Consider the following 21,721-nt stretch of genomic DNA (forward strand, 5'->3'; position numbering starts at 1 on the left):
AACAACGAACGATGAAAGGGGGGAGCGGGATCTCGACGCGGCAGGCTCAGTTCGGCTTCGCTTCGCGCATCAGGCGAACGAACGGGCCTTCGGCGGCGCGCAGCACCATGGCGCCCAGGCTGCCGCCGACCAGCGTGGTCACGACGATGGACACCGCCAGCCCGTTGGGCATCGACTTGAGGGCGTCCGACAACATGCCCACCACCAGCGGCCCCACCACGCCGAAGGGCAGGCTGGCCAGCGTGAGCATGGCGATGGTGCGGGCGCGCAGGTGCGGCGGCGCCGCGTCCTGCAGCACGTTGGGCAGCAGCACCGCACTGCCGATGAGCGGCACCACCAAGAGGCCCAGCAGCGCGAAGTTGTGGTTGGCCGAACTCGTGAACAGCAGCAGCGTCGACATCAGCGCCGCCGAGAGGTTGCCCAGCATGATCAGCCGCAGCGCCGCGGCCGGCCCCATGCGCGGCTGCACGTAGCGCATCGACAGCACGCCCAGCAGGCCGCCGGCCACCGTGCCGCACAGGAAGGCCAGACCCATGCCCTGCCCCATCTGCACCGGCGTGACGCCGTAGGTGCGCGCCGTGAGGATCGGCAGCCAGGTGCCCAGCGAGCTCAGGCCCACGCTGGTCAGGCCCACGCCGACCACCAGGCCCGCGAAGGTGCGCCAGTGCTGACGCAGGTGCTGGCGCAGGGTCGTGGCGCCCGGTGCGTCGGTGGCCGGTGCCCCCGGCGTTGCCTTGGCTTCCAGTGCGCCGCCGCGCGGCGTGCGCCGGATCGACAGCACCAGCAGCGTCACCGGAATGCCGGCGCTGGCCAGCACGAAGAAGGTCAGGCGCCAGGCTTCGAGCTGCTGCATCGCGACCGGCAGCCAGGGCCGCAGGTCGTCGGTGAGGTGCACGATGGTGCCGCCCAGCAGCGCGCCCAGCGCACTGCCGAAGATGGCCGACAGCGCGAACACCGCATTCGCCAGCACCCGCTGCGCCCGCGGGAACAAGTCGGGGATCATGCTGTTGGTGATGGGCGTGAGGCCCGCCTCGCCCACGCCCAGGCCGACGGAGGCGACGAACAGCACGCCGTAGTCCATGGCCGTGCCGCGCATGGCGGTGGCGGCGCTCCACAGCACCACGCAGGCCGCGAGCACCACGCGCCGGTCGTAGCGGTCGCTGAGCCAGCCCAGCGGCAAGGTGGCGATGCCGGTGAACAGCACGATGCCCGCGCCCTGCAGCAGCCCGAGCTGCGTGTCGGACAGCGACAGCGTCTGGCGGATCGGCTCCGTCAGCAGCGTGAGGATGACCTTGTCGATCGAGCCCAGCACCGTCGCGATGATGAGCACCGCCAGCGCATACCAGGCGCTGGTGGGCGCCTTGCGGGTCGTTTCCAGGGCCGCAGGGGCGGCCGCATCCAGCGGCATCGGTGCCGCGAACGGTGGGAGGCCCGACATGTCAGAACGGAACGTTGACGTTCACGCCGATGGTGCGCGCGGGCACGAGCGCCGCAGTCACCAGGTTCGGGTTCGCGTTGAGTCCGGTTTCGATCGACACGATGCCGCGCTTGTTCGTCAGGTTGCGCACGTAGGCCGAGACGCTGAAGCGCTTGAAGTCGATGCCCGCCTGCAGGTCGACCAGCGTGTAGGCCGGCATGTTGATGCTCGGAATGACCGTGCTGCCGCGGTAGCCCGCATCGCGCTTGCCGGTGTAGCGCGCGCTGATGCCGACGTAGGCCGGGTGGTCGGCCAGGCTGAAGTTGCGCGTCACGCCCAGCGTGGCGGCAAAGCGCGGCGTGTGCGGCAGGCGCGCGCCGGCCTTGGCGCCCAGGCCCTTGGCATCCTCAGTCAGGCGCGCATCGACGGCCGCGGCGTTGGCGGTGAAGCGCCATTCCTTGCTGGGCTTCCAGTTGAGCGTGACCTCGCTGCCCTTGATGCGGGCCGCGCCCGCGTTGGTGACGAACACGAAGGCGCCGCTGCGCGTGGGCTGCTGCACGCCGGTCCACTCGATGTCGTACAGCGCCGCCTCCAGCGACAGCGTGCGGTCCAGCAGGTCGGCCTTGTAGCCCAGCTCGTAGCTCCACAGCGAGTCGGAGTTGTACATCGGCTGCACCACGTTGCGGTCGGTGTCGGCCTTGAGCACATTGGGACCGCCGGGGCGGTAGCCGCTGGCCGCGCGGAAGTACATGGTGCTCGTGTCCGACAGCGTGTACTTGGCGGCGGCGAGGTAGGTGGTGGGGCTTTCCGACGAGGTGCCGGCGGCACTGGCGGCGACCGACCCGACGAGCTGGCCGGTCTGGCGGCTGGCGTACTTCTGGTTGTTGCGCGCCAGGCGCACGCCGCCGGTGAGCGAGAACTTGGGCGTCACGTTCCAGGTGACGTCGCCGTAGGCCGCCTCCTCGCGGTAGCGCGAGGACTGCGTCGAGGTCAGCAGGCCGAGGCTGCGGCCCCCGATCAGGTTGGCGTCCATGACGCCGTTGTTGCTGCCGCGTTCGCGGTTCAGGTACAGGCCCGCCAGCCACTCGATGGTGGTGCCCGAGCGCGAGGTCAGGCGGAACTCCTGACTGACGCGGTGCTGCTCCACGGCGCTGTTCACCGGCACCGAGGCCACCGGCAGGCGCAGCGCGCTCAGCATCGGCCCGTAGCGGCCGGTGACGTCGACGGTGTTGTTGATCTTCACGTCCTGCGCGGAGGTGATCGAGTTCAGGCGGGCCCAGCCGAAGTCGTATTCCACGTCCAGCCCGAACAGCTGCGTGAGGTTGCTGTACGACTCGTTGGCCGACAGCTGGCGCGTGCGCTCCCGCGTCCAGGGGCGCAGCGTGCGCTGGTCCATGTCCTCGAAGCCCAGGCCCTTGCGATGCACGTCCTGCACCGTGCCCGTGAGGCGCACCGTGAGTTCGCGCGTGGGTGTGAGCAGCAGCGAGACCCGGCCGCCGTCGGTGTGGCCGCGGTCGATGTTGCGCCCGCGCGCCAGGCCCGTGGCGTCGTAGCTGCCGCCGAACTGGTCGGTGAAGGCGGCGAAGCGGATGGCCGCCACGTCTTCCTTGATCGGCACGTTGAGCACCGCGCCGGTCGTGAAACCGGGGCCGCCGCCCTGCGTCCACGAGGTGCCCAGCTTCACCGAGCCCGCGAACTCCATGGTGTCGGGCTGGTTGGTCACGTACTTGAGTACGCCGCTCATGGCGCCGGCGCCGTACAGCGTGCCCTGCGGGCCGCGCAGCACCTCGATGTGGCTGAGGTCGAGCATGCCCATGTCCAGCGGCGTGTTGCCACCGCTCGCGCCGGCCGAGCTCATGCCGGTGGCCACGTCGTCCACGTACACGCCCACGGTCGCGATGCCCTGCACCGGGCCGGTGGTCAGCCCGCGCATGGTGAGCGTGCCGCCGACGCTGCCGCTGCTGGTGAGGTTCACGCCCGGCTGCTCGGCCACGTAGTCGGCCAGGTTCTTGGCGCCCGCGCGCTCCAGCGCCTGCGCCTTCATCACGTTGACCTGCATCGGGATCTCGCGCACCGGCTCGCGGCGGCGCGTGGCGGTGATGGTGACGCTGTCGAGCGACTGCGGCGCCTCGTCGGCCTGCGGCTTTGCAGCGGCGGCCGTGTAGATCACGATGGCGCCGTCGTCACCGCGGCGCGTCTGCAGCGGCGTGCCTTCGAGCAGCCGCGCCAGCGCGTCCTGCGGCGAGAGCGCGCCCTTCACGCCGCGCGTGGCCACGCCCTTCACGTCGTCGACCTTGTAGAGCAGCTGCACGCCGCCCTGCGCGATGTAGGCGTCCAGTGCGGTCTTGAGATCGCCGCCGCTCACGTCGAAGCCCTGCGGCGGGGCCTGCGTCTGCGCGTGCGCGGCCATGCCGCTGGCCAGCGCCCACGCGCCGCCGATGACCCACGGGCGCAGTGCGCCGTACGTTCGCTTCTTCTGGGGCGGCAGGCCGGTGCGGGGCGCGGTGCGATTCATTGTGTGTGTCTCCAGCGTGGTTATTTGTTTGGGTACCCACTGAGACGAATGCCCCGTCACATTCCGGTAATTTACGGATTCGAAATTCTGATTTCGTTGCCGCTCTCATGCGCGGCAAGGCCGAAGCCCTGCTTCAGAAGCCCCACGAAGCCGCTCATGTTGTTCGCATCGAAGCTGCCGCCGATGCGCACCTGCGCGATGACCGGGTCGGCGATCACCAGCTTGCGCAGGTTGTAGCGGTTGAACTGCGCTGCCGCGTCGCCCAGCGTGGTCTGGTCGAACACGAGCTTGCCTTCGCGCCAGCTGAGTTCGTCGTCGACCTGCTTGGGCGCCTTGGACATCACGAGCACGTTGTCGGCATGCGTGACCGCGGCCTGGTTGCGCGTGAGCACGGTGGGCTCGGCGCTTCGGGCATCGGGCTTGGCCGCGGCGATCTGCACGCGCCCTTCCTCCACCGTCACGTTCACCTGCTCGCCCTGGCGCCGCACGAGGAAGCGCGTGCCCAGCACGGTGATGCGGCGGTCGCCGGCGATGACCACGAAGGGATGGTTCTTGTCGTGCGCGATGTCGAAGTAGGCCTCGCCCGCGTCCAGCCACACCTTGCGCCCGCTGTCGTTCACGGCCGTGCGCACCTGCGTGGCGGTGTTCAGCGTGAGCTTCGAGCCGTCGGACAACGCGACCGACTGGCGCGCACCCACGGCCGTGGCGTAGTGCTGGCCGCGTTCTTCCTGCGTGTACTGCCAGCCGAGCCAGGCGGTGCCGGCCGCGGCCACGAGCACGCCGGCGGCGATGCGTTGCAGCGAGAAGCGCGACAGGCGTTGAGCGGGCCGTGCGGCCTGCGGTGCGGGTGCCGGCGCCGGCGCCGGCGTGGGCAGGGGAATGGGAACCGCCGGCGTGCGCAGCGCGCCCAGCCGGTCGCCGCGCTCCCACGCGCTGGACAGCCGCAGCCACGCCACGCGGTGGGCGATGGAAGCGGCGATCCAGGCGTCCAGCTGCTGCTGGTCGGTGTCGGTCCAGTCGCCGCTGTCGCGGCGGGCCAGCCAGTCGGCGGCCAACGACTCAATGCGCTGCGATTCGCTCATGGTGAGAGCCTCCGCTCGTTCTGCGCTCGCCCGAAGGCCTTGGTGTCCAGTTGCACGCCGCCCGACAGCAAGGCGTCGGCCAGCGCGCGCACGCCGCGCGAGACCTGGCGCTCCACCGTGTCCTCGGTGATGCCCAGTTGCGTGGCGACCTCGCGCTGCGAGAGCCCGTCGATCTTGCGCATCTCGACCACGCGGCGGCACTTGGAGGGCAGCGCGTCGAGCGCGGTCTGCAGCAGCCGCAGCTCGCCGCGGCCGGCGGCGTGGCGTTCGGGCGTGAGCTCGTCGGCCGAGAAATCGAGCGCGTCGAGGTCGGCAATGATCTCGATGGAAACGATCTGCGCGCGCCGGGCGCGGTCGATCAGCAGGTTGCGCGCGGTGGCAAAAACGAAAGGCTTGACCTGGTCGGGCATGGATCTGGAGGCGGACTCGTAAATGCGCACGTAGACGTCCTGCCGCAGGTCGGGCACTTCGGCGTCGTCGCGCCAGTTGCGGCGAAGGAAGCGCGTGAGCGCGGCTTCCATCGGCAGCACCTCGCTGACGAACCAGGCATCCAAGTCACTGAGAACCACGAAGCGCTCCTGGAAATTGAAGGGCCGACACACAAAGCGGCAGGTCGCCGGGATTGGCGACAGACAGTGAGACGAACGGCCCGAAGATTTCCGGTAACGCGCGAAGGCCCGCCGGCGAAATTTCCTTGAATTCCCATGCCCGGCGGCGGACCCGGAAATTCTAGAAGGCCGGGCCCAAGGGCTTTTCCCCCTTGCCCCGTTACCGGAAAGTGCGCTCGAACTCGTCTCACCGGGGGCAGAAGAAAAACCAATTCGCGGAAAACAGACCGACATGATTCGAATCCGGAGGCAGCCCCCCACCTTCCTTGCCCTCTTGCTCACCCGCCCCCGCCTTGCCCTCGTGGCCGCCGCCGGCCTGCTGGCGACGGGGCTGGCCTTTGCCCACGCGCGGGAGTTCGACGTGAAGGGCGGCGAGCTGCGGCCGGCGCTCGACGCCTACATCGCGCAGTCGGGCGTGCAGCTCATCTACAAGATGGAAGACGTCAAGGACCTCTCGACCCGGGGCATCAGGGGAAAGATCGCCGCCGACGCGGCGCTGGAGCGCCTGCTCGACGGCACGCGCCTGCGCGTGCGGCGCGGGCAGGACGGCGCGATGGTGCTCATCGCGCCGGCCCGCTCGCCCGCGGCCGCCCGATCGGAGCCGCCGCCGCGCGTCGAGTAATACGATTGGTTTCCCTCGCGCACCTGCGCAACAGTCCGGCCCCCGGGAACCCCGCGAGATGCACCGCAATGGCGCGCATTTCTCGCACTTTCTGACACACTAGCTGCGCAACGCGCGAAGGGTGTGTGCCGTGCCCCCCTGGCCGGCCCGGCCGGTGGTCCCGGCCGCTTCGCTGCACCGCCTGCACGACGCCCATGAAACTCTTCGCGACCGCGAAACGCCGCATCAGTCTGAACACGCGCCTCAGCGTCGGCGTTGCGGCCGTCGTGCTGGCCACCACCTTCATCATCGCCACGGTGGCGCTGCACCTGGTCAAGAACCGCATGCAGGCCTCGATCGCCAACGAGGAGTTCGCGCGGCTGTCGGCCATCGCGAGCGCGGTGGAGCAGAAGTTCGCCAGCCGGCGCATCCTGCTGAAGACGATCGCCGAGAGCGTGGGCTCGCACGGCATCACGAACGCCGCGCCGCTGCAGGCCTTTCTGGAAAAGCACCAGTCCCTGCGGGCGGCGTTCGACAACGTCGCCTTCCTGGACACGGACGGCGAGCTGGTCGCCAACCTGAACGGCGCGCGACAGATCGGCAAGGTGAACGTGAAGGACCGCGCGTACTTCAAGGACACGGTCGCCGCGCGCACGGGCGTGATCTCCGAGCCTTACCGCAACCGGCTCAACGGCCTGGCGCAGGTCGCCATCACCGAGCCGGTGCTCGATGCGGCCGGCCGGGTGCTGTTCGTGATCTCGGGCTCCATCAACCTGAAGGACCGCAACATCCTGGGCGAGCTGGCCGACGTGCGCTTCGGCCAGACGGGCTACGTGTTCATCACCACCGCGGACGGCATCGTGATCGACCACCCGCTGGCCGACCGCGTGCTCAAGCAGGCCAACATGGCCATGGCCGACGACGCGCCCGACCTGGACCGCGCGATCGGCGGCTTCGAAGGCACCATCGAAGGCGTGAACCATGCGGGCGTGCCCGGCCTGTACGCCTTCAAGCGCATCCGCCAGGCCGACTGGATCATGGGCTCGATGTACCCGCGCCACGAGGCCTTTGCCCGCATCGAAGCCATCGAGCGCACCGCGTGGATCGGCGCCATCGTGCTGGCGCTGCTGGCCGGCGCGCTGGCGCTGGCCGTGGTGCGCCAGCAGCTGCGCCCGCTCACCGGGCTGCACCGCCACATGCTCGACGCCCACGCGGCGCCCGCGCAGGCGGCCGTGGCGCGCACCTACCCGGACGACGAGATCGGCGACCTCTCGCGCACCTTCGACCGGCTCATGCAGCAGCACCAGGCCAGCGAGAAGTTCCTGCGCGACATCACCGACAACCTGCCGGCCATGATCTCGCACGCCGACGCGCAGGGCCGCTATACCTTCGTGAATGCGCGGCTGTGCGAGGAGCTGGGCTACAGCGCCGAGGAGCTGGTGGGCCAGCCCGTGCAGAGCATGAGCGGCCTGCACGACGACCCGACGCTCGAGCACAACCTGCGCCGCGTGCTGGCCGGCGAGGCCGTGTCCTTCGAGCGGCGCGGCGCCGCGCACCGCGACGAGGAAGAGCACTTCTTCCAGACCGACTTCATCCCCGAGCTCGACGCGCAGGGGCGGGTGTGCGGCTACTACGCGATGACCTTCGACATCACGCAGCGCAAGCACATCGAGCTCGAACTGGCGCACAGCGAGGCGCAGATCCGCACCATCGCCGACAACATTCCCGCGCTGGTCTCGCACGTCGACGCCGCGCTGTACTACACCTTCGTCAATGCCAAGGTGCGCACACTGCACCACGGCCAGCCGCTGGTCGGCCAGTGGATGCCGGCGGTGCGGGGCGCGGCCGATTTCGCGGTGGTGCGGCCCCACATGGAGCGCGCGCTGGCGGGCGAGACGGTGATCGTCGAGAAGGCCGGCGACGCGGCGCTGGGCATCGGCGACCGCACCTTCAAGGCCCACTACATCCCCGACCAGGACGCCGAGGGCATGGTGCACGGCGTGTTCGCGATGACCTTCGACATCACCGACGAAGTGAACATCCGCCGCGCCCTCACGCAGCAGGAAAAGCGCCTGCGCGACGTGACCGACAACATCCCCGCGCTGGTCGCCTACTTCGACCGCGACGAGAACTGCCTGTACGGCAACAGCCGCGCGCGGCGCATGGCGGGCCTGGATGAACGCGCGCCGCTCGACGGCGTGACGCTGCGCTCGGCCGTGGGCGAGGCGGTGTACGTGCAGCACACGCCCCATCTGCCCACGGTGCTCGCCGGCAGGGCGACGCAGTACCCGGTGCAGGTGCCGATCGATGACCGGGAGGCGCACTTCCAGGTGAACCTGATTCCCGACAAGGACCTGGCGGGCCACACGGCGGGCTTCTACCTCATGACCTTCAACGTCACGGCGCTGAAGGAGGCCGAGCGCAAGCTCATCGAGCTGGCGCGCATGGACGTGCTGACCGGCCTGCCGAACCGGCTGGCCTTCAACGAGCAGCTGCCCGCGGCGATGTCGCGCGTGCGCCGCGCCGAAGGCGGCATGGCGCTGATGTTCCTGGACATCGACCACTTCAAGGCCATCAACGACACCCTCGGCCATTCCACCGGCGACGGCGTGCTGGCCGAATATGCGCGCCGCCTGCGCGCCAGCGTGCGCGAGACCGACACCGTGGTGCGCCTGGCCGGCGACGAGTTCGTGATCGTTCTGGAGAACGTGCACTCGCAGGACGCGGTGGCGGGCGTGGCGCACAAGATCGTCTCGCAGATCGCGGCGCCGGCGTTCCCCGTGGAAGGCCGGCGGCTGGACGTCACGACCAGCATCGGCATCGTGTTCGTCGAGACGGTCGATGCCAGCGTCGGTGCCGGCGAACTGCTCGCGCGGGCGGACACGGCGCTCTACGCCGCCAAGTCGCAGGGCCGCAACCGTTTCGCGTTTTACCGTTAGCGCCGGCACACCCGCCGCGCCCCTCACCACCATCAGGAGACCCATCCATGGCAGCCACCGAAGTCGTCATGCCCGAACAGCTCGTGCAGGAGCTCGACCTGCAAAGCCGCATGCCGATCGCGCGCATCGGCCAGGCGCTGATGTCGCTGGGCATGGTCACGCAGGCGCAACTCGACGCGGCGCTCCAGCAGCAGCAGCGCGAGCCCACCGTGCCGCTGGGCGAGACGCTGGTGCGCATGGGCGTCGTGAGCCGGGGCCAGCTGCAGACCGCGCTGGTGCGCAAGATGGGCTACCCGCTGGTGAACCTGCATGTGTTTCCGGCCGCGGCCGATGCGCTGCGCAAGGTCGGCCATGAGGCCGCGCGGCGCCTGCAGGTGATGCCGCTCATGCTGCACGGCGGGCGCCTGGTGCTGGCGCTCGACGACCCGGTCAACCGGCACGCGGTGATCGACGAGGTGGAGTTCATCGCGCAGATGAAGGTGCTCCCCGTGCTGGGCCAGTGCCTGGACCTGGACGGCGTGCTGCACAAGGCCTACGAGAAGGTCGGCCAGGTGGCGGCCGAGCGCCCGGTGGTCGACATGAACGACCCGATGCGTCCGCTCGAGTTCGACATGACGGGCACCAGCACGCTGCTGAAGACACTCGAGAAGGAAGAATCGGCCGCCGCGCCCGCCGCCGGCGAGCCGCCCGTGGAGCAGTCGGACAACTCGCTGGTGCGCATGATCAACAGCATGATCCTCGAAGCGCACCGCGAGGGCGCCTCCGACATCCACATCGAGAGCGACCCGGGACAGGAAAAGACGCGCATCCGCTTTCGCCGCGACGGCCGGCTCTACACCTACCTGGAGCTGCCGCCCAGCTACCGCAACGCGGTGGTCGCGCGCGTGAAGATCATGTGCGACCTGGACATCAGCGAAAAGCGCAAGCCGCAGGACGGCAAGATCAACTTCTCGAAGTACTCGCCGCAGCACCGCATCGAGCTGCGCGTGGCCACCATCCCGACCAACAACGGCCTGGAAGACGTGGTGATGCGCATCCTGGCCTCGGCCAAGCCCATCGCGCTCGATGCGCTGGGCCTGTCCGAGCGCAACCTGGCGCAGTTTTCGCAGGCGGTCGACCGGCCCTACGGCATGGTGCTGTGCGTGGGCCCCACGGGCTCGGGCAAGACCACCACGCTGCACTCGGCGCTCATGCGCATCAACACGCCCGAGCGCAAGATCTGGACCGCCGAAGACCCGATCGAGATCACGCAGCCGGGCCTGCGCCAGGTGCAGGTCAACCCGCGCATCGACTGGACCTTTGCCAAGGCGCTGCGCGCCTTCGTGCGCGCCGACCCCGACGTGATCATGGTCGGCGAGATCCGCGACGCCGAGACCGCCAGGACCGCCATCGAGGCCTCGCTCACCGGCCACCTCGTGCTGTCGACGCTGCACACCAACAGTGCGCCCGAAACCGTGACGCGCCTGCTCGACATGGGCATGGACCCGTTCAACTTCGCCGACTCGCTGCTGGCCGTGCTGGCGCAGCGGCTGGTGCGCTGCCTGTGCCCGCAATGCGTGCAAAGCCGCCCGGCGACGAGCGAGGCGGTCGAGGAGCTGCTGGCCGACTACATGCACGCCTTCGGCGCGCAGGACACGCCGGCCGCGCGCGACGCCGTGCGCGCCGAGTGGGTGCAGCGCCACGGGCGCGACGGCCAGCTGCAGACCTACACCAGCACCGGCTGCAAGCACTGCAACGACACCGGCTTCCGGGGCCGCGTGGGTATCCACGAGCTCATGGTGATGTCGAGGGAACTGCGCCGGCTGGTGCAGGGCGGCGCGCGCGCCGAGGAACTGCAGGACGCCGCGATGCGCGAGGGCATGCGCACGCTGCGTCAGGACGGCATCGAGAAGGTGCTGGCCGGCCGGACCACGCTCGAGGAAGTGCGCGCGACCAGCAACGTCTGACCCACAAGGTCAGAGGTCAGGGCAGGCTCAGGCGGCGGCGTCCCACGCCACCGCCGGCAGCGTGGCGATGGCCGGCCGCGCGAACAGGTAGCCCTGGAACAGCTCCACGCCGATCTCGCGCAAGGCGCGCACCTCTTCGGGCGCCTCCACGCCTTCGGCGATCACGCGGATGCGCAGCTCGTCGCAGGTGGCGACGAAGCCGCGCACGATGGTCAGCCGCACCGGGTCGGCATGGATGCCGCGGATCAGGCTCAGGTCGATCTTCACCACGTCGGGCTGGAACGCGGCCAGCAGCTCGAAGCCCGCGTAGGCCGCGCCGAAGTCGTCGATGGCCGAGGTGAAGCCGTGGCGCTTGAAGGCGCGGAAGGTGTCGGCCAGGCCGTGCAGGTCGCGCACGCGCTCGCCCTCGGTGATCTCGAACATCAGCTGGCGCACGGGGAATTTGCAGCGCTTGGCGGCAGCCATGGCGGTGCGGAAGCACTCGGCCTGCCCCGCGACGTCGTTGGGCATGACGTTGAGGCTGAGGCGCGACTTCATGCCCAGGCGCGAGGCGATCTCGATGGCCTTGACGCGGCAGGCTTCGTGGAAGGCGAAGCGGTCGACCGGATCGACGCGCCCGAGCACCTCGGCGGCGCCTTCGCCCGAGAGGCCGCGCACCAGCGCCTCGTGCGCATAGATCTCGTGCCGGCCCAGGTCCACGATGGGCTGGAACGCCATGGTGAACCCCGAGGCGAGGCCAGCAGGCGCGGCATCAGCATGTATTTCGGCGATCACGTTGGATGGACCTCGCGGGCAAGGTTGCAATGGCGTTGGATGGCGACTCCCAAGAGCGTAAATGTAAACGGTTCTATACACCGCACGCACCACCCCCCTGCGACAAGAGGTCGCGCCCCATGAAGACATCCGACCTAGGCCCGGCCCAGGCTGTAGACCGAAATCACTCATGAGCCCTCCCGGCCTCGGAAAAATCTGTAGCAAGCTGTCGACGACAGGGCTGCGTCCTATGTCCCATCGGGGAGAGATTGGTTAGAAAGGGGGCGCCCACTACTGGAAACGGTGGGTGGGTTTTCACTGTCGTTCCTGGGTTTCCAGTCACCGATGAAAGGTCCCGTCCGATGCGCCACCAGCCTCGCTCCCTCCTTCGCACACTGGCCCGTACCGTGCTGCCCGTCGGTGCCTTGTTGACATTGCTGCCCGCGCAGGCGGTCACGACGACCACGACCTTCCAGGTCACGGCCACGGTGCTCAAGGCCTGCCTGATGACCACGCCGGCCACGCTGGCGTTCGGGCCGTACGACCCGGCGTCAGCCACCGCGCTGGCCGGCACCACCAGCCTGAACGTGACCTGCACCTTCGGCACGCCCTACTCGCTCGGCCTGAGCGCGGGCGGCGGCTCGGGCGCGACGATCACGAACCGCCTGATGACCAGCCCCACGGCGGCCGCCGGCAACAACACGCTGGGCTACGGTCTCTTCAAGGACAGCGCGCACCAGACCAACTGGGACAACAGCGTCGCCGGCACCGGCTACGTCGGCAACGGGACGCCCCAGACGCAGACGATCTACGGCCTGATTCCCACGGGGCAGTACACCGCGGCGCCGGCCATCGACTACACGGACACGATCACGGTCTCGCTGACCTATTGAGGGCGCCGTTGACCGCCTTCACCGCAGGCCGCCACGGCATGCGTCGCGCCCTGCTGCCAGTCGCATGGGGGGCCGGCCTGCTGCTGGCCGCCCTCGCTCCCGCTCCCGCCGCGGCCACCAGCCTCAGCGTGGCGCCGCTGCGCATCGTGCTGACGCCGCAGCGCCCGGTCGCCTCGCTCACCATGGGCAACGCCGAGGACACCGAGGTCGCCGTGCAGGCCGAGGTGGTGGCGTGGTCGCAGCAGGACGGGCGCGATGCCTACGAACCCACGCGCGACGTGCTGGTCAACCCGGCCATCTTCCGCCTGCCGCCGGGCGGGCGGCAGATCGTGCGCCTCGGGTTGCAGGTGCCGGCCGACGCCGGCGAGCGCAGCTACCGCATCTTCCTGCGCCAGCTGCCGCGCGACCAGGCCCTGCCGGCGGACGGCACCGAGGGCGCGAAGGTGCAGACGCTGCTGCGCATCGGCGTGCCGATCTTCGTGCCGCCGCTGCAGCTGCGCCGCGCGCTGCAATGGTCGCTGCAGCCTTCGGGGCGCGCCACCGGCACGGCAGGCACGGCCTGGCGGCTGGTGTTCGACAACCAGGGCAGCGAGCACATCCAGGTCACGCAGCTCGTGGTGCGCCGCGAGGACGGCACCGAGCTGCTGCGCAAGAGCCTGTCGCAGTACGCGCTGGCCGGGCAGTCGGCCGGCATCGACATCGAACTGCCCGCCCTGCCGCCCGACACCCGGCTGCAGGTCGAGGCCGCCACCGATGCCCCCGAGGCGTCGTCCAGCGCCACCGTGCGCGTGCCCCGTGCGCCCGCCACGCCACGCTAGCTTGTGGGTCTGCTGCGGCTGGCTGGGCCTGCGCGTGGCCTGCGCACAGACGTCACCCGCTGACATGGCGGGCGAGGTGCAGCCCGCGATCCTCGACGTGCGCATCAACGGCCTGAGCCAGCCCGCGCCGCGACCGCTCTTGCGGCGCGGCGCCCAGCTGCTGGCATCGGCGCCCGACTTCGCGGCCTGGCGGCTGGTGCGGCCCGCCACCGCGGCGTTGCAGCGCGACGGCACCGACTACTACGACCTGCGCGCACTGCCGGGCGCGCAATTGCAGCTCGACGAAGGCGCGCAGAGCGTGGACCTGAGCGTGCCCGCCGAGGCGTTCACGCTGGGCACCGTCCATGCGCACGCGGGCGACCGCCCGCCGCTGTCGGCCTCGGCCTTCGGGGCCTTTCTCAACTACGACCTGGCCTTGCAGCACGACCGCGAAGGCACGCGCGCCTCGGGCTATTTCGATGCGGCGGCCTCGGCCGACTGGGGCCTGGTGGGCACGAGCCTCGTCGCCGGGCAGTCCGCATTCGGCGGACGCGGCACGACGCGGCTGGACAGCTACTTTCGCCGCGACGACCCCGCGAGGCTCACGCGCCTCACGGTGGGCGACACCATCACGCAGGCCGCCGCATGGTCCACGCCCTTTCGCTTCGGCGGCGTGCAGTTCGGCACCCGCTTCGGCTTGCAGCCCGGCTTCATCAGCTACCCGATGCCGACCCTGCGCGGCGGCGCGGCCGTGCCCTCGGCGGTGGAGGTGTACGTGAACGACACGCTGCGCTACCAGCGCCGTGTCGATGCCGGCCCGTTCGCACTCAGCGACGTGCCGGTGCTCACCGGCGCGGGCGAGATGCGCTTCGCCGTCACCGACGCGCTCGGCGTGCAGCGCACCGTGACCACGCCCTACTACGTGAGCTCGAACCTGCTGCGCGCGGGCCTGTCCGACTACTCGCTCGAAGCCGGCTGGACGCGCCTGCGCTACGGCGAGCGCAGCTTCGACTACGGCCCGCCCTTCGTCGCCGGCACCTGGCGCCACGGCGTGAACGACGGCGTGACCGTCGAGGCGCGCGGCGAGGCCAGTGCGCGCAGCCAGACCGCGGGCGCCGGCGTGACCTGGGTCTGGGGCACGCTCGGCGAACTCTCGCTGCACGGCGCCGCCAGCCGCAGCAAGGATGGCGACAGCGGCCGCCTCTGGCGCGCCGCCTACACGCGCACCAGCGACGAATGGAACTTCTCCGTGAGCCGCCAGGTGGCGAGCCGCGGCTTCACGCAGATCGCCTGGCACGACAGCCCCGTGCACACCGACGCACAGACGCAACTCTTCGCAGGCCGCTCGCTGGGCCGCTACGGCACGCTGGGCGCGAGCCACACGCGGCTGCGCTACAACACCGGCGAGCACATCGGCGTGACCACCGCCAGCTGGTCGATCAGCCTGGGCGGCAACGCCTGGCTCGGCACCTCGGTGGCCCACACGCGCCAGGACGGCAAGCGCTCCGTCACCTCGGTGAACGTCAGCCTCAGCTTCACGCTCGGCGAACGCCAGCACGCCACGCTCTCGGTGCAGCATCAGAAGCCGGGCGGCCACTCGGCCGTGGCCGAGTGGGTGCAGCAGCCGCCCAACGACACGGGCTGGGGCTACCGGCTGCGCGCCGCCGATGGCGAGAACGCGCGCAGCGAAGCCGCGGTCGATTGGCGTGGTCGCTACGGCATGCTGACGGCCGAAGCCGCGCGCGCCCAGGGCCAGACCGCGGTGCGCCTGCGCGCCAGCGGCGCCGTGGGTTTCGCGGGCGGCGTGGGCTTTGCCACCCGCCAGTCGGACGACGCCTTCGCGCTCGTGACCGTGCCCGGCGCCGCCGGCGTGAAGGTCTACCGCGAGAACCAGCCCTGGACCACCACCGACAGCGAAGGCCGCGCCGTCGTCTCGGGCCTGCGCGCCTACGAGCCCAACCACATCAGCATCGACAACGGCGACCTGCCGATCGAGGCGCAGGTGCGCAGCGACGTGCTGCGCGTGGTGCCGCGCTACAAGGGCGTGGCGCAGGCCAGCTTCGACATCGCGCGCGACGCGATCGCGAACGTCACGGTGCTGCTGCCCGACGGCAGCCCGCTGCCTCCGGGCATCGACGTCATGCGACCGGCGCGTGGCACCTCGCTGCTGTCGGGCTTCAACGGGCTGGTGTCGGTCGACGACCCGCAGCCGAACGAACGCTTCGAGGCGCGATGGAAGCGCGGGCATTGCCGCTTCACGCTGGGCGAACCCGACCGCGCCGCCGGCGCACTGCCCTCGATGGGACCTTACCGATGCGAACCCGTGTCGTCATCTCCGCGCTGACCGCCGCGCTGGCGCTGGCGGGGCTGCTGGCCCCGGGCGCGTCGCTGGCCGCGTGCTCGGGCGTGGGCGTGTTCAGCTGCAGCGCCACCGTCAGCGCGACAGCGCTGGCCTTCGGCAACTACGACCCGGCCGTCGCGACGCCCAAGGACAACACCTCGACCGTGACCGTCGCCGGCACGGTCACGGGCCTGGGCATCCTCGTGACGCTGTCGTTCACGATCAGCCTCGACGCGGGCTCGGCCGGCAACATCACCAGCCGGCAGATGGTGGGCCCGGTCGGTGCCACGCCGCTGGGCTACAACCTCTACACCACCAACGCGCGCAGCACCGTCTGGGGCCTCAACAGCGTCAGCGACAGCTACAGCGCGCTGGCGAACCTCGGTGGCGTCACCACGCTGCGCCCCCACACCGTCTACGGCCGCATTCCGGCCGCTCAGTACGTGGCGCCGGGCGCCTACAGCAGCACCATCACGGTGACGGTGACGTACTGAAAGCTCAGCCCCTCAGCATGCCCGCCAGGCGCTTGGCGATGAGTTCATCGGCCTGCGCCATGATGCGGTCGATGAGCTCCGCGCAGCTGGGTACGTCGTGGATCAGCCCGGCCACCATGCCGCAGCTCCAGGCGCCGGCGTCCATGTGGCCCTCGGTCATCACCTTCGGGTAGATGCCGGCGACCTGGTCCATGATGTCGTCGATCTTCAGCGCGTCGCCCTTGGCGCGCTCGATCTCCATGAGGCGCTCCACGCCCGCGTTGTTGATCACGCGCTCGGTGTTGCGCAGTGACCGCATGATCAGGCGCGTGTCGAGTTCGGAGGCGTTGACGATGGCCTGCTTCACGTTGGCGTGCACCGGCGCTTCCTTGGTCGCGATGAAGCGCGTGCCCATGTTCATGCCCTCGGCGCCCAGCGCGAGCGCGGCCACGAGGCTGCGGCCGTCGGCCATGCCGCCCGAGGCGACGAACGGGATCTTCAGTTCCTCGGCCGCGCGCGGCAGCAGGATCATGTTGGGCACGTCGTCCTCGCCGGGGTGGCCACCGCACTCGAAGCCGTCGACGCTCACGGCGTCGCAGCCGATGCGCTCGGCCTTGAGCGCGTGGCGCACCGAGGTGCACTTGTGGATCACCTTGATGCCCGCGGCCTTCAGCGCCGGCATGTAGGCCTCGGGGCTGCGGCCCGCGGTTTCCACGGCCTTGATGCCGCCTTCGACGATGGCCGCGATGTACTCGGGGTACGGCGGCGAAGCAAAGGTCGGCAGGAAGGTGAGGTTCACGCCGAAGGGCTTGTCGGTCATCTCGTGGCAGCGCGCGATCTCGCGCGCCAGCAGCTCGGGCGTCTTCTGCGTGAGGCCCGTGATGATGCCCAGGCCACCGGCGTTGGAGACGGCCGCGGCCAGCTCGGCGAAGCCGACGTAGTGCATGCCGCCCTGGATGATCGGGTGGCGGATGCCGAAGAGTTCGGTGATGCGGGTTTTCAAGGGAACGTCCTTTGGTCGGGGTTGCTGGGAAGGAAAGAGAGAAAGAAAAAATCAGGGCGGCGAGATGACGCGCAACACATCGCGCGCCATCGCCTTCATCCAGGCCGTGTCGCTCTTCAGCGCGGGCTCGGCAAAGGTCTTGGCGAAGGTGGGCCGTGCCATCTTTGCGTAGTTCAGCGTGCCGAAGATGAGCGTGAGCACCACCACGGCCGACAGGTCGTCGCGCACGAGGCCGGCCGCCTGCGCCGCGGCCACCAGGCCCAGGCTGGCTTGCAGGAAGCCTTCGAGCGGCCGGGTCTGCGCATGCTGGATGCGCTCGGCGTTGTCGAGCAGTTCGCGCGTGACGAGCTTGAAGCCCGTGGGCCGCGCGTGCATCCACTCGACCTGCAGCGCGACGAACGCCTGCAGCCGCGCAGGCAGGTCGGGCGCCGCCTCGACGCGCTTGCAGATGCGCGCCGTCAGGTCCTCGGCCTGCTTCTCGAGCACGGCGCGGTACAGCACCTCCTTGCTCGCGAAGTGGTGCAGCAGCCCCGGGTTGCCGACCTCGCAGTCGCGCGCAATCGCCGACAGCGATGCGCCCTGGAAGCCATGGTCGGCAAAGTGCTGCTCGGCGCGCGCGAGGATCGTTTCTTTACGGGAAGGGGCAAGGGTGGCCATCGGGCGGTTCTGGAAGGCGTCACGCCTGGCGCATGCCGCGAAGACGCGACCGGCGATCAGACGCGACGCGCGCCATTCTTTCTTGTGTCTTGGGGTCTGGTTGTTGCACGCGCGACACCCTCGCGCGTCAGCGTGCGGCCGGCATCGCCGCCACCTGCTGCGCGAGCTGCGCGTGGAAGCGCGGCGCGCTGTACTCGAAGGTGCCGAAGCTGAGCGCGTCGTTCGCGCCCGACGCCAGCCCGGCCTGGATCGACTCGGCCAGCGCGTAGTCTTCCGCGAGCGTGCGCCGGTACAGCGCGACGTTCGCGTCCCAGTGCGCGGTCGCCTTCTCCGAGGCCGGTGCCTCGGGGATCAGCGTGAGCTCGTGCACGCGCGTGCGCGTGGCGCCCAGCGGCTCCAGCATGCTGAGCTGCGCATGGTCGGGCTGTACGAGGATGGTCGTGTTGGGAAAGAAGAAGTAGGTCAGGTTGCCGTAGCGACGCGGATCGAAACCGGCCGCATCGGGCTGGTGCTCCTGGAACTTCGACTTGAGCAGGTACAGGCGCCGGTTCAGGTCGAACTCGTCGATGACCTGCAGGTTGTGCAGGAACATGTGGGCGATGGTCTCGCGGTGCGCCACCTTGAAGTGGTAGGCCTCGAAGGAACCGTCGACCAGCAGCTTCCAGTTGGCCTGGACCTCGTACGTGCGCGGCGCATAGGCCACGGGCGCGCGCAACCCGGCCAGCGACTCGAGGTTGTCCATGAGCGCGCCCAGGTGCGCTCCGGGGTCGCTGTCCGCCTGCGACGGATCGCACACGACCCAGACCACGCCCGCGCGCTCGACCGTGGCCAGCCGGCGCAGGCCCGACTCGTCCTGCTTCAGGCAGGGAAAGCCGAAGGACTCGGGCACGCCGCGCAAGGCGCCGTCGGGCTTGTAGGTCCATGCGTGGTACGGGCAGACGAAGGCACGCGCCTCGCTGCCGCTGCCCTCTGGCACCACGCGCGCGCCGCGGTGGCGGCACACATTGAGAAACGCCTGCACCTGCCCGCTCTCCTGGCGCACCAGCAGCAGCGGCACGCCCGTGTGGGTGAGCGACAGCCAGGCGCCCGGCGACGCGAGCGAGGCGCTGGCGGCCACCGGCTGCGGATGCCGCTGCAGCAAGCGCCGCTCGTCGCGTGCGATGGCTTCGTCGGTGTACTGGCCGACCGGCACGCGCTCGCCCTCCCCTTGCGCGTCGGCGCGCCCGGCCTGCAGGGCCGTGGTCGCTCGGCGATGGAGTTCGGCTGCGAAGTTCTCGCTCATCGGGGGGCTTTCTGTGCGATGCGATGCAGCCCGGTGAGCTGCGCGATCGGCCCAGTCTACCGACTGACCAGTCGGTACGTCAACCGCCCCCCGGAAAGCGGTGGAAGCGGTATCAGGCCGGCTTGCGCAGGAAGCCCTGCTGCGCGCCATTGCGGTTGGGCGCAAAGCCGTTGGCCTGCAGCGTCTCTTCGGTGGTCTCGTAGAACACGCCGATCTGCATGATCTCGCGCGCCTGCTGCGCGGTGGCGATGGGGCGGCCGAACTCGGTCGCGATGCGCACGAGCTGTTTGATCTGCTCGACCGAGCTCATCTTGCCGGTGCGGGTCTGGTTCCACAGCACGTCCTCGATGCCGCAGCGCACGTGCAGGCCCAGGGCGATGCCGATCATGTTCACGGGCAGCACGTTGAGCACCGAGCTCTCGACCGTGACCACCGCACCGTCGGGTGCGGCGCGCAAAAAGTTGGCCAGGTTGTAGATGTTCGCCTGGTCCATGCCGCCGCTGATGGCCACCCAGTTCATCACCAGCGGGCCCTTGTAGACGCCGCGCCGGATCATGCGTTCGATGGTCTCGAAGCTGTTGATGTTGTAGCACTGGAACTCGCTCTGGATGCCCGCGGCCGTGAGGCGGCGGATGTGCTCTTCCACCCAGCTGGGGTTCGAGGGCACGATCATGTCCCGGTACGTCGAGTACAGCCGCGGGTCGCCGCGCGACAGGCCCTTGAAGTCGTCCAGCCCCGCGTGCTCGGTCACGTTCATCTGCGTGGTGTTGACGGTCACCGTGACCTGGTCGGGCCTGGGCGTGAGCTCGGCCAGCATGTGGCGCGTGTCGTCGCTGAGCCACTTGGCGGCGGCGCCGTCGTCCTCGGGCGCGAAGCTGATGGAGCCGCCCACCTGGATCACCATCTCGGGCACGCGCGCACGCACGCCGGCGATCAGCTCGTTGAACATCGACAGGCGCTTGCTGCCCTTGCCGTTGGCCTCGCGCACATGCAGGTGCAGCACGGTGGCGCCGGCCTCGTAGCAGTCGACCGCCTTCTGGATCTGCTCTTCCATCGTGACCGGAATGTCTTCCGGAAAGTCGGCGGGAATCCACCCCGGCGCATAGGGCGCGGCCGTGATGATCAGGGGCTGCTGGTTCTCGGGATACAGGTGGCCGTCGAGGAAGTTCATGGGGTTGTCTCCGGTGAAAAGGTTGCGCTTGCAGCCAAAGTTTCTGGCGCAGCTGCGAAAACTTCTTGCTCATCCGGGGCGCGGTTTTGTCTTTCTGGGGCATTGGAACGGCGCGTGCAAAGACAGGTGTCGCTGTCGCGATTGGGCAAGTGGCCGACGCGTGGCGCCAAGCATTCAAAGGAGGTGGCGCCACAGAATCCGCACGCCTTTGTCTCTTCCACCTGAGGACGAACCATGTGTCTGCATCTGCTGCGAGCCTCCCTTCTCTTCCTGGCCGCGCTGTGCTGCGGCACGGCCTCGGCCCAGGCCTGGCCCGACAAGCCCATTCGGCTGATCGTGCCCGCGCCGCCGGGCGGCATCTCCGACGCGGCGGCGCGGCTGCTCGCCGAACAGCTGCGCACGAACCTCGGCCAGACCGTGCTGGTGGACAACAAGCCGGGCGGCTCCGCCGTCATCGCCGAGCGCGCGCTGATGGCCGCGCCGGCCGACGGCTACACGCTGATGGTCGGGCCGTCGAGCGTGCTGTCCGACATTCCGCTCACGGTGAAGACGCCCTTCGACCCGCTCAAGACCTTCACCTACGTCGGCGAGGTGACGGGCATGTTCCATGTGCTGGTGGCCAACGCCAGCTTCCCGCCGAACACGGTGAACGACCTGCTGGCACATGCCAAGACTCACCCGCGCTCGGTCAGCGTGGCCAACCTGAGCACGGGCACGCGCTCCAACCTGCTGGGCGAGATGTTGCGCGCGCGCAGCGGCAACGACATCCTCGTGGTGCCGTACAAGGGCTCGGCACCGGCGCTGGTCGACCTCATGGGCAACCAGGTGCAGCTGACCTTCGAGGTGGTGAGCAACGTCACCTCGCTGATCCGCAGCGGCAAGATCAAGGCGCTGGCCGTGGCCTCATCGAAGCGCTCGCGCTTCCTGCCCGACGTGCCCACCTTCGGCGAGCTGGGCCTGCCCGACTTCGTGATGCCCGATGCGAGCGTGGGCGTGTTCGTGCTCAGCAGCATGCCGCCGGCGCTGCAGGAGAAAATCCGCGCCGAGGTGGCCCGGGCCGTGCAGGCGCCGAAGTTCCGCGAGGCGCTGCTCGCGCAGAATTACGATCCGCCGCGCGAGGCGACGCTGGTGCAGCTGCGCCAGACGCTGGACGCCACGACCGCCCACAATCGGGCCATCATCGAGAAACTGCAACTCAAGATCAGCCCCGAGTGAACATCACGGGGCCCTTCCCACAGCCACC

At 69.7% G+C, this 21,721-nt stretch carries 17 protein-coding genes; 8 read left to right on the plus strand and 9 right to left on the minus strand.

Annotated features, from left to right (window positions below; translation table 11 throughout):
* Positions 1-46: 46 nt before the first annotated feature.
* The 4 genes from AC1RGU_RS19285 to AC1RGU_RS19300 form a co-directional block, all read right to left on the minus strand.
* The gene (locus tag AC1RGU_RS19285) at positions 47-1,438 is read right to left on the minus strand and encodes an MFS transporter (RefSeq protein WP_492697412.1); all 1,392 of its coding nucleotides are present in this window, start codon (positions 1,436-1,438) and stop codon (positions 47-49) included.
* A 1-nt stretch (position 1,439) separates the two neighbouring features.
* Positions 1,440-3,932, minus strand: a complete 2,493-nt coding sequence (locus tag AC1RGU_RS19290) for a TonB-dependent receptor (protein WP_492697414.1) — start codon at positions 3,930-3,932, stop codon at positions 1,440-1,442.
* Between the two features lie 71 nt (positions 3,933-4,003).
* Positions 4,004-5,014, minus strand: coding sequence for a FecR family protein (locus AC1RGU_RS19295; protein ID WP_492697415.1), 1,011 nt, complete (start codon positions 5,012-5,014; stop codon positions 4,004-4,006).
* Positions 5,011-5,583, minus strand: coding sequence for an RNA polymerase sigma factor (locus AC1RGU_RS19300; protein WP_223301388.1), 573 nt, complete (start codon positions 5,581-5,583; stop codon positions 5,011-5,013). The genes AC1RGU_RS19295 and AC1RGU_RS19300 overlap by 4 nt, the downstream gene beginning before the upstream one ends.
* A 313-nt stretch (positions 5,584-5,896) precedes the next feature.
* Here AC1RGU_RS19300 and AC1RGU_RS19305 point away from each other — a divergent pair, with 313 nt between their 5' ends.
* From AC1RGU_RS19305 to AC1RGU_RS19315, 3 genes are all read left to right on the plus strand, one after another.
* A complete protein-coding gene (locus AC1RGU_RS19305) occupies positions 5,897-6,244 on the plus strand; it encodes an STN domain-containing protein (protein ID WP_139702534.1) in 348 nt (115 codons plus the stop codon).
* A 194-nt stretch (positions 6,245-6,438) separates the two neighbouring features.
* Positions 6,439-9,162, plus strand: a complete 2,724-nt coding sequence (locus AC1RGU_RS19310; protein WP_492697417.1) for a sensor domain-containing diguanylate cyclase — start codon at positions 6,439-6,441, stop codon at positions 9,160-9,162.
* Positions 9,163-9,209: 47 nt separating this feature from the next.
* Positions 9,210-11,108, plus strand: a complete 1,899-nt coding sequence (locus AC1RGU_RS19315; RefSeq protein WP_369629934.1) for a GspE/PulE family protein — start codon at positions 9,210-9,212, stop codon at positions 11,106-11,108.
* A 27-nt stretch (positions 11,109-11,135) separates the two neighbouring features.
* Here AC1RGU_RS19315 and AC1RGU_RS19320 read toward each other — a convergent pair whose 3' ends face one another.
* On the minus strand, positions 11,136-11,825 hold the full coding sequence (locus AC1RGU_RS19320) for an EAL domain-containing protein (RefSeq protein WP_062477265.1): 690 nt from the start codon (positions 11,823-11,825) through the stop codon (positions 11,136-11,138).
* A gap of 398 nt (positions 11,826-12,223) precedes the next feature.
* Between AC1RGU_RS19320 and AC1RGU_RS19325 the strand changes: the two genes are divergently transcribed.
* From AC1RGU_RS19325 to AC1RGU_RS19340, 4 genes are read left to right on the plus strand one after another with little or no spacing between them, the layout of a single operon-like run.
* Complete coding sequence (locus AC1RGU_RS19325; RefSeq protein ID WP_070062075.1) at positions 12,224-12,754, plus strand: Csu type fimbrial protein; 531 nt, start codon at positions 12,224-12,226, stop codon at positions 12,752-12,754.
* 8 nt (positions 12,755-12,762) lie between these two features.
* The gene (locus tag AC1RGU_RS19330; RefSeq protein ID WP_492684748.1) at positions 12,763-13,572 is read left to right on the plus strand and encodes a fimbrial biogenesis chaperone; all 810 of its coding nucleotides are present in this window, start codon (positions 12,763-12,765) and stop codon (positions 13,570-13,572) included.
* Between the two features lies 1 nt (position 13,573).
* Entirely contained in the window at positions 13,574-15,895 is a 2,322-nt protein-coding gene (locus AC1RGU_RS19335) for a fimbria/pilus outer membrane usher protein (RefSeq protein ID WP_492697419.1), read from the plus strand.
* Positions 15,865-16,386, plus strand: coding sequence for a Csu type fimbrial protein (locus AC1RGU_RS19340; RefSeq protein WP_492697421.1), 522 nt, complete (start codon positions 15,865-15,867; stop codon positions 16,384-16,386). Before AC1RGU_RS19335 ends, AC1RGU_RS19340 begins: the two co-directional genes overlap by 31 nt.
* A gap of 4 nt (positions 16,387-16,390) precedes the next feature.
* Here AC1RGU_RS19340 and AC1RGU_RS19345 read toward each other — a convergent pair whose 3' ends face one another.
* The 4 genes from AC1RGU_RS19345 to AC1RGU_RS19360 form a co-directional block, all read right to left on the minus strand.
* Positions 16,391-17,368, minus strand: coding sequence for an NAD(P)H-dependent flavin oxidoreductase (locus tag AC1RGU_RS19345; RefSeq protein WP_062477251.1), 978 nt, complete (start codon positions 17,366-17,368; stop codon positions 16,391-16,393).
* 51 nt (positions 17,369-17,419) lie between these two features.
* Positions 17,420-18,025, minus strand: a complete 606-nt coding sequence (locus AC1RGU_RS19350) for a TetR/AcrR family transcriptional regulator (RefSeq protein WP_062477248.1) — start codon at positions 18,023-18,025, stop codon at positions 17,420-17,422.
* A 127-nt stretch (positions 18,026-18,152) separates the two neighbouring features.
* Positions 18,153-19,307 (minus strand): aromatic ring-hydroxylating oxygenase subunit alpha, encoded by a 1,155-nt coding sequence (locus AC1RGU_RS19355; RefSeq protein ID WP_492697423.1) that lies wholly within the window; start codon positions 19,305-19,307, stop codon positions 18,153-18,155.
* Positions 19,308-19,419: 112 nt separating this feature from the next.
* A complete protein-coding gene (locus AC1RGU_RS19360; RefSeq protein ID WP_070062069.1) occupies positions 19,420-20,478 on the minus strand; it encodes a beta-keto acid cleavage family enzyme in 1,059 nt (352 codons plus the stop codon).
* Positions 20,479-20,712: 234 nt separating this feature from the next.
* Between AC1RGU_RS19360 and AC1RGU_RS19365 the strand changes: the two genes are divergently transcribed.
* Positions 20,713-21,693, plus strand: a complete 981-nt coding sequence (locus tag AC1RGU_RS19365) for a Bug family tripartite tricarboxylate transporter substrate binding protein (protein ID WP_492697425.1) — start codon at positions 20,713-20,715, stop codon at positions 21,691-21,693.
* Positions 21,694-21,721: the final 28 nt, after the last annotated feature.

Source organism: Variovorax sp. GW823-FHT02B07, from assembly GCF_058797695.1.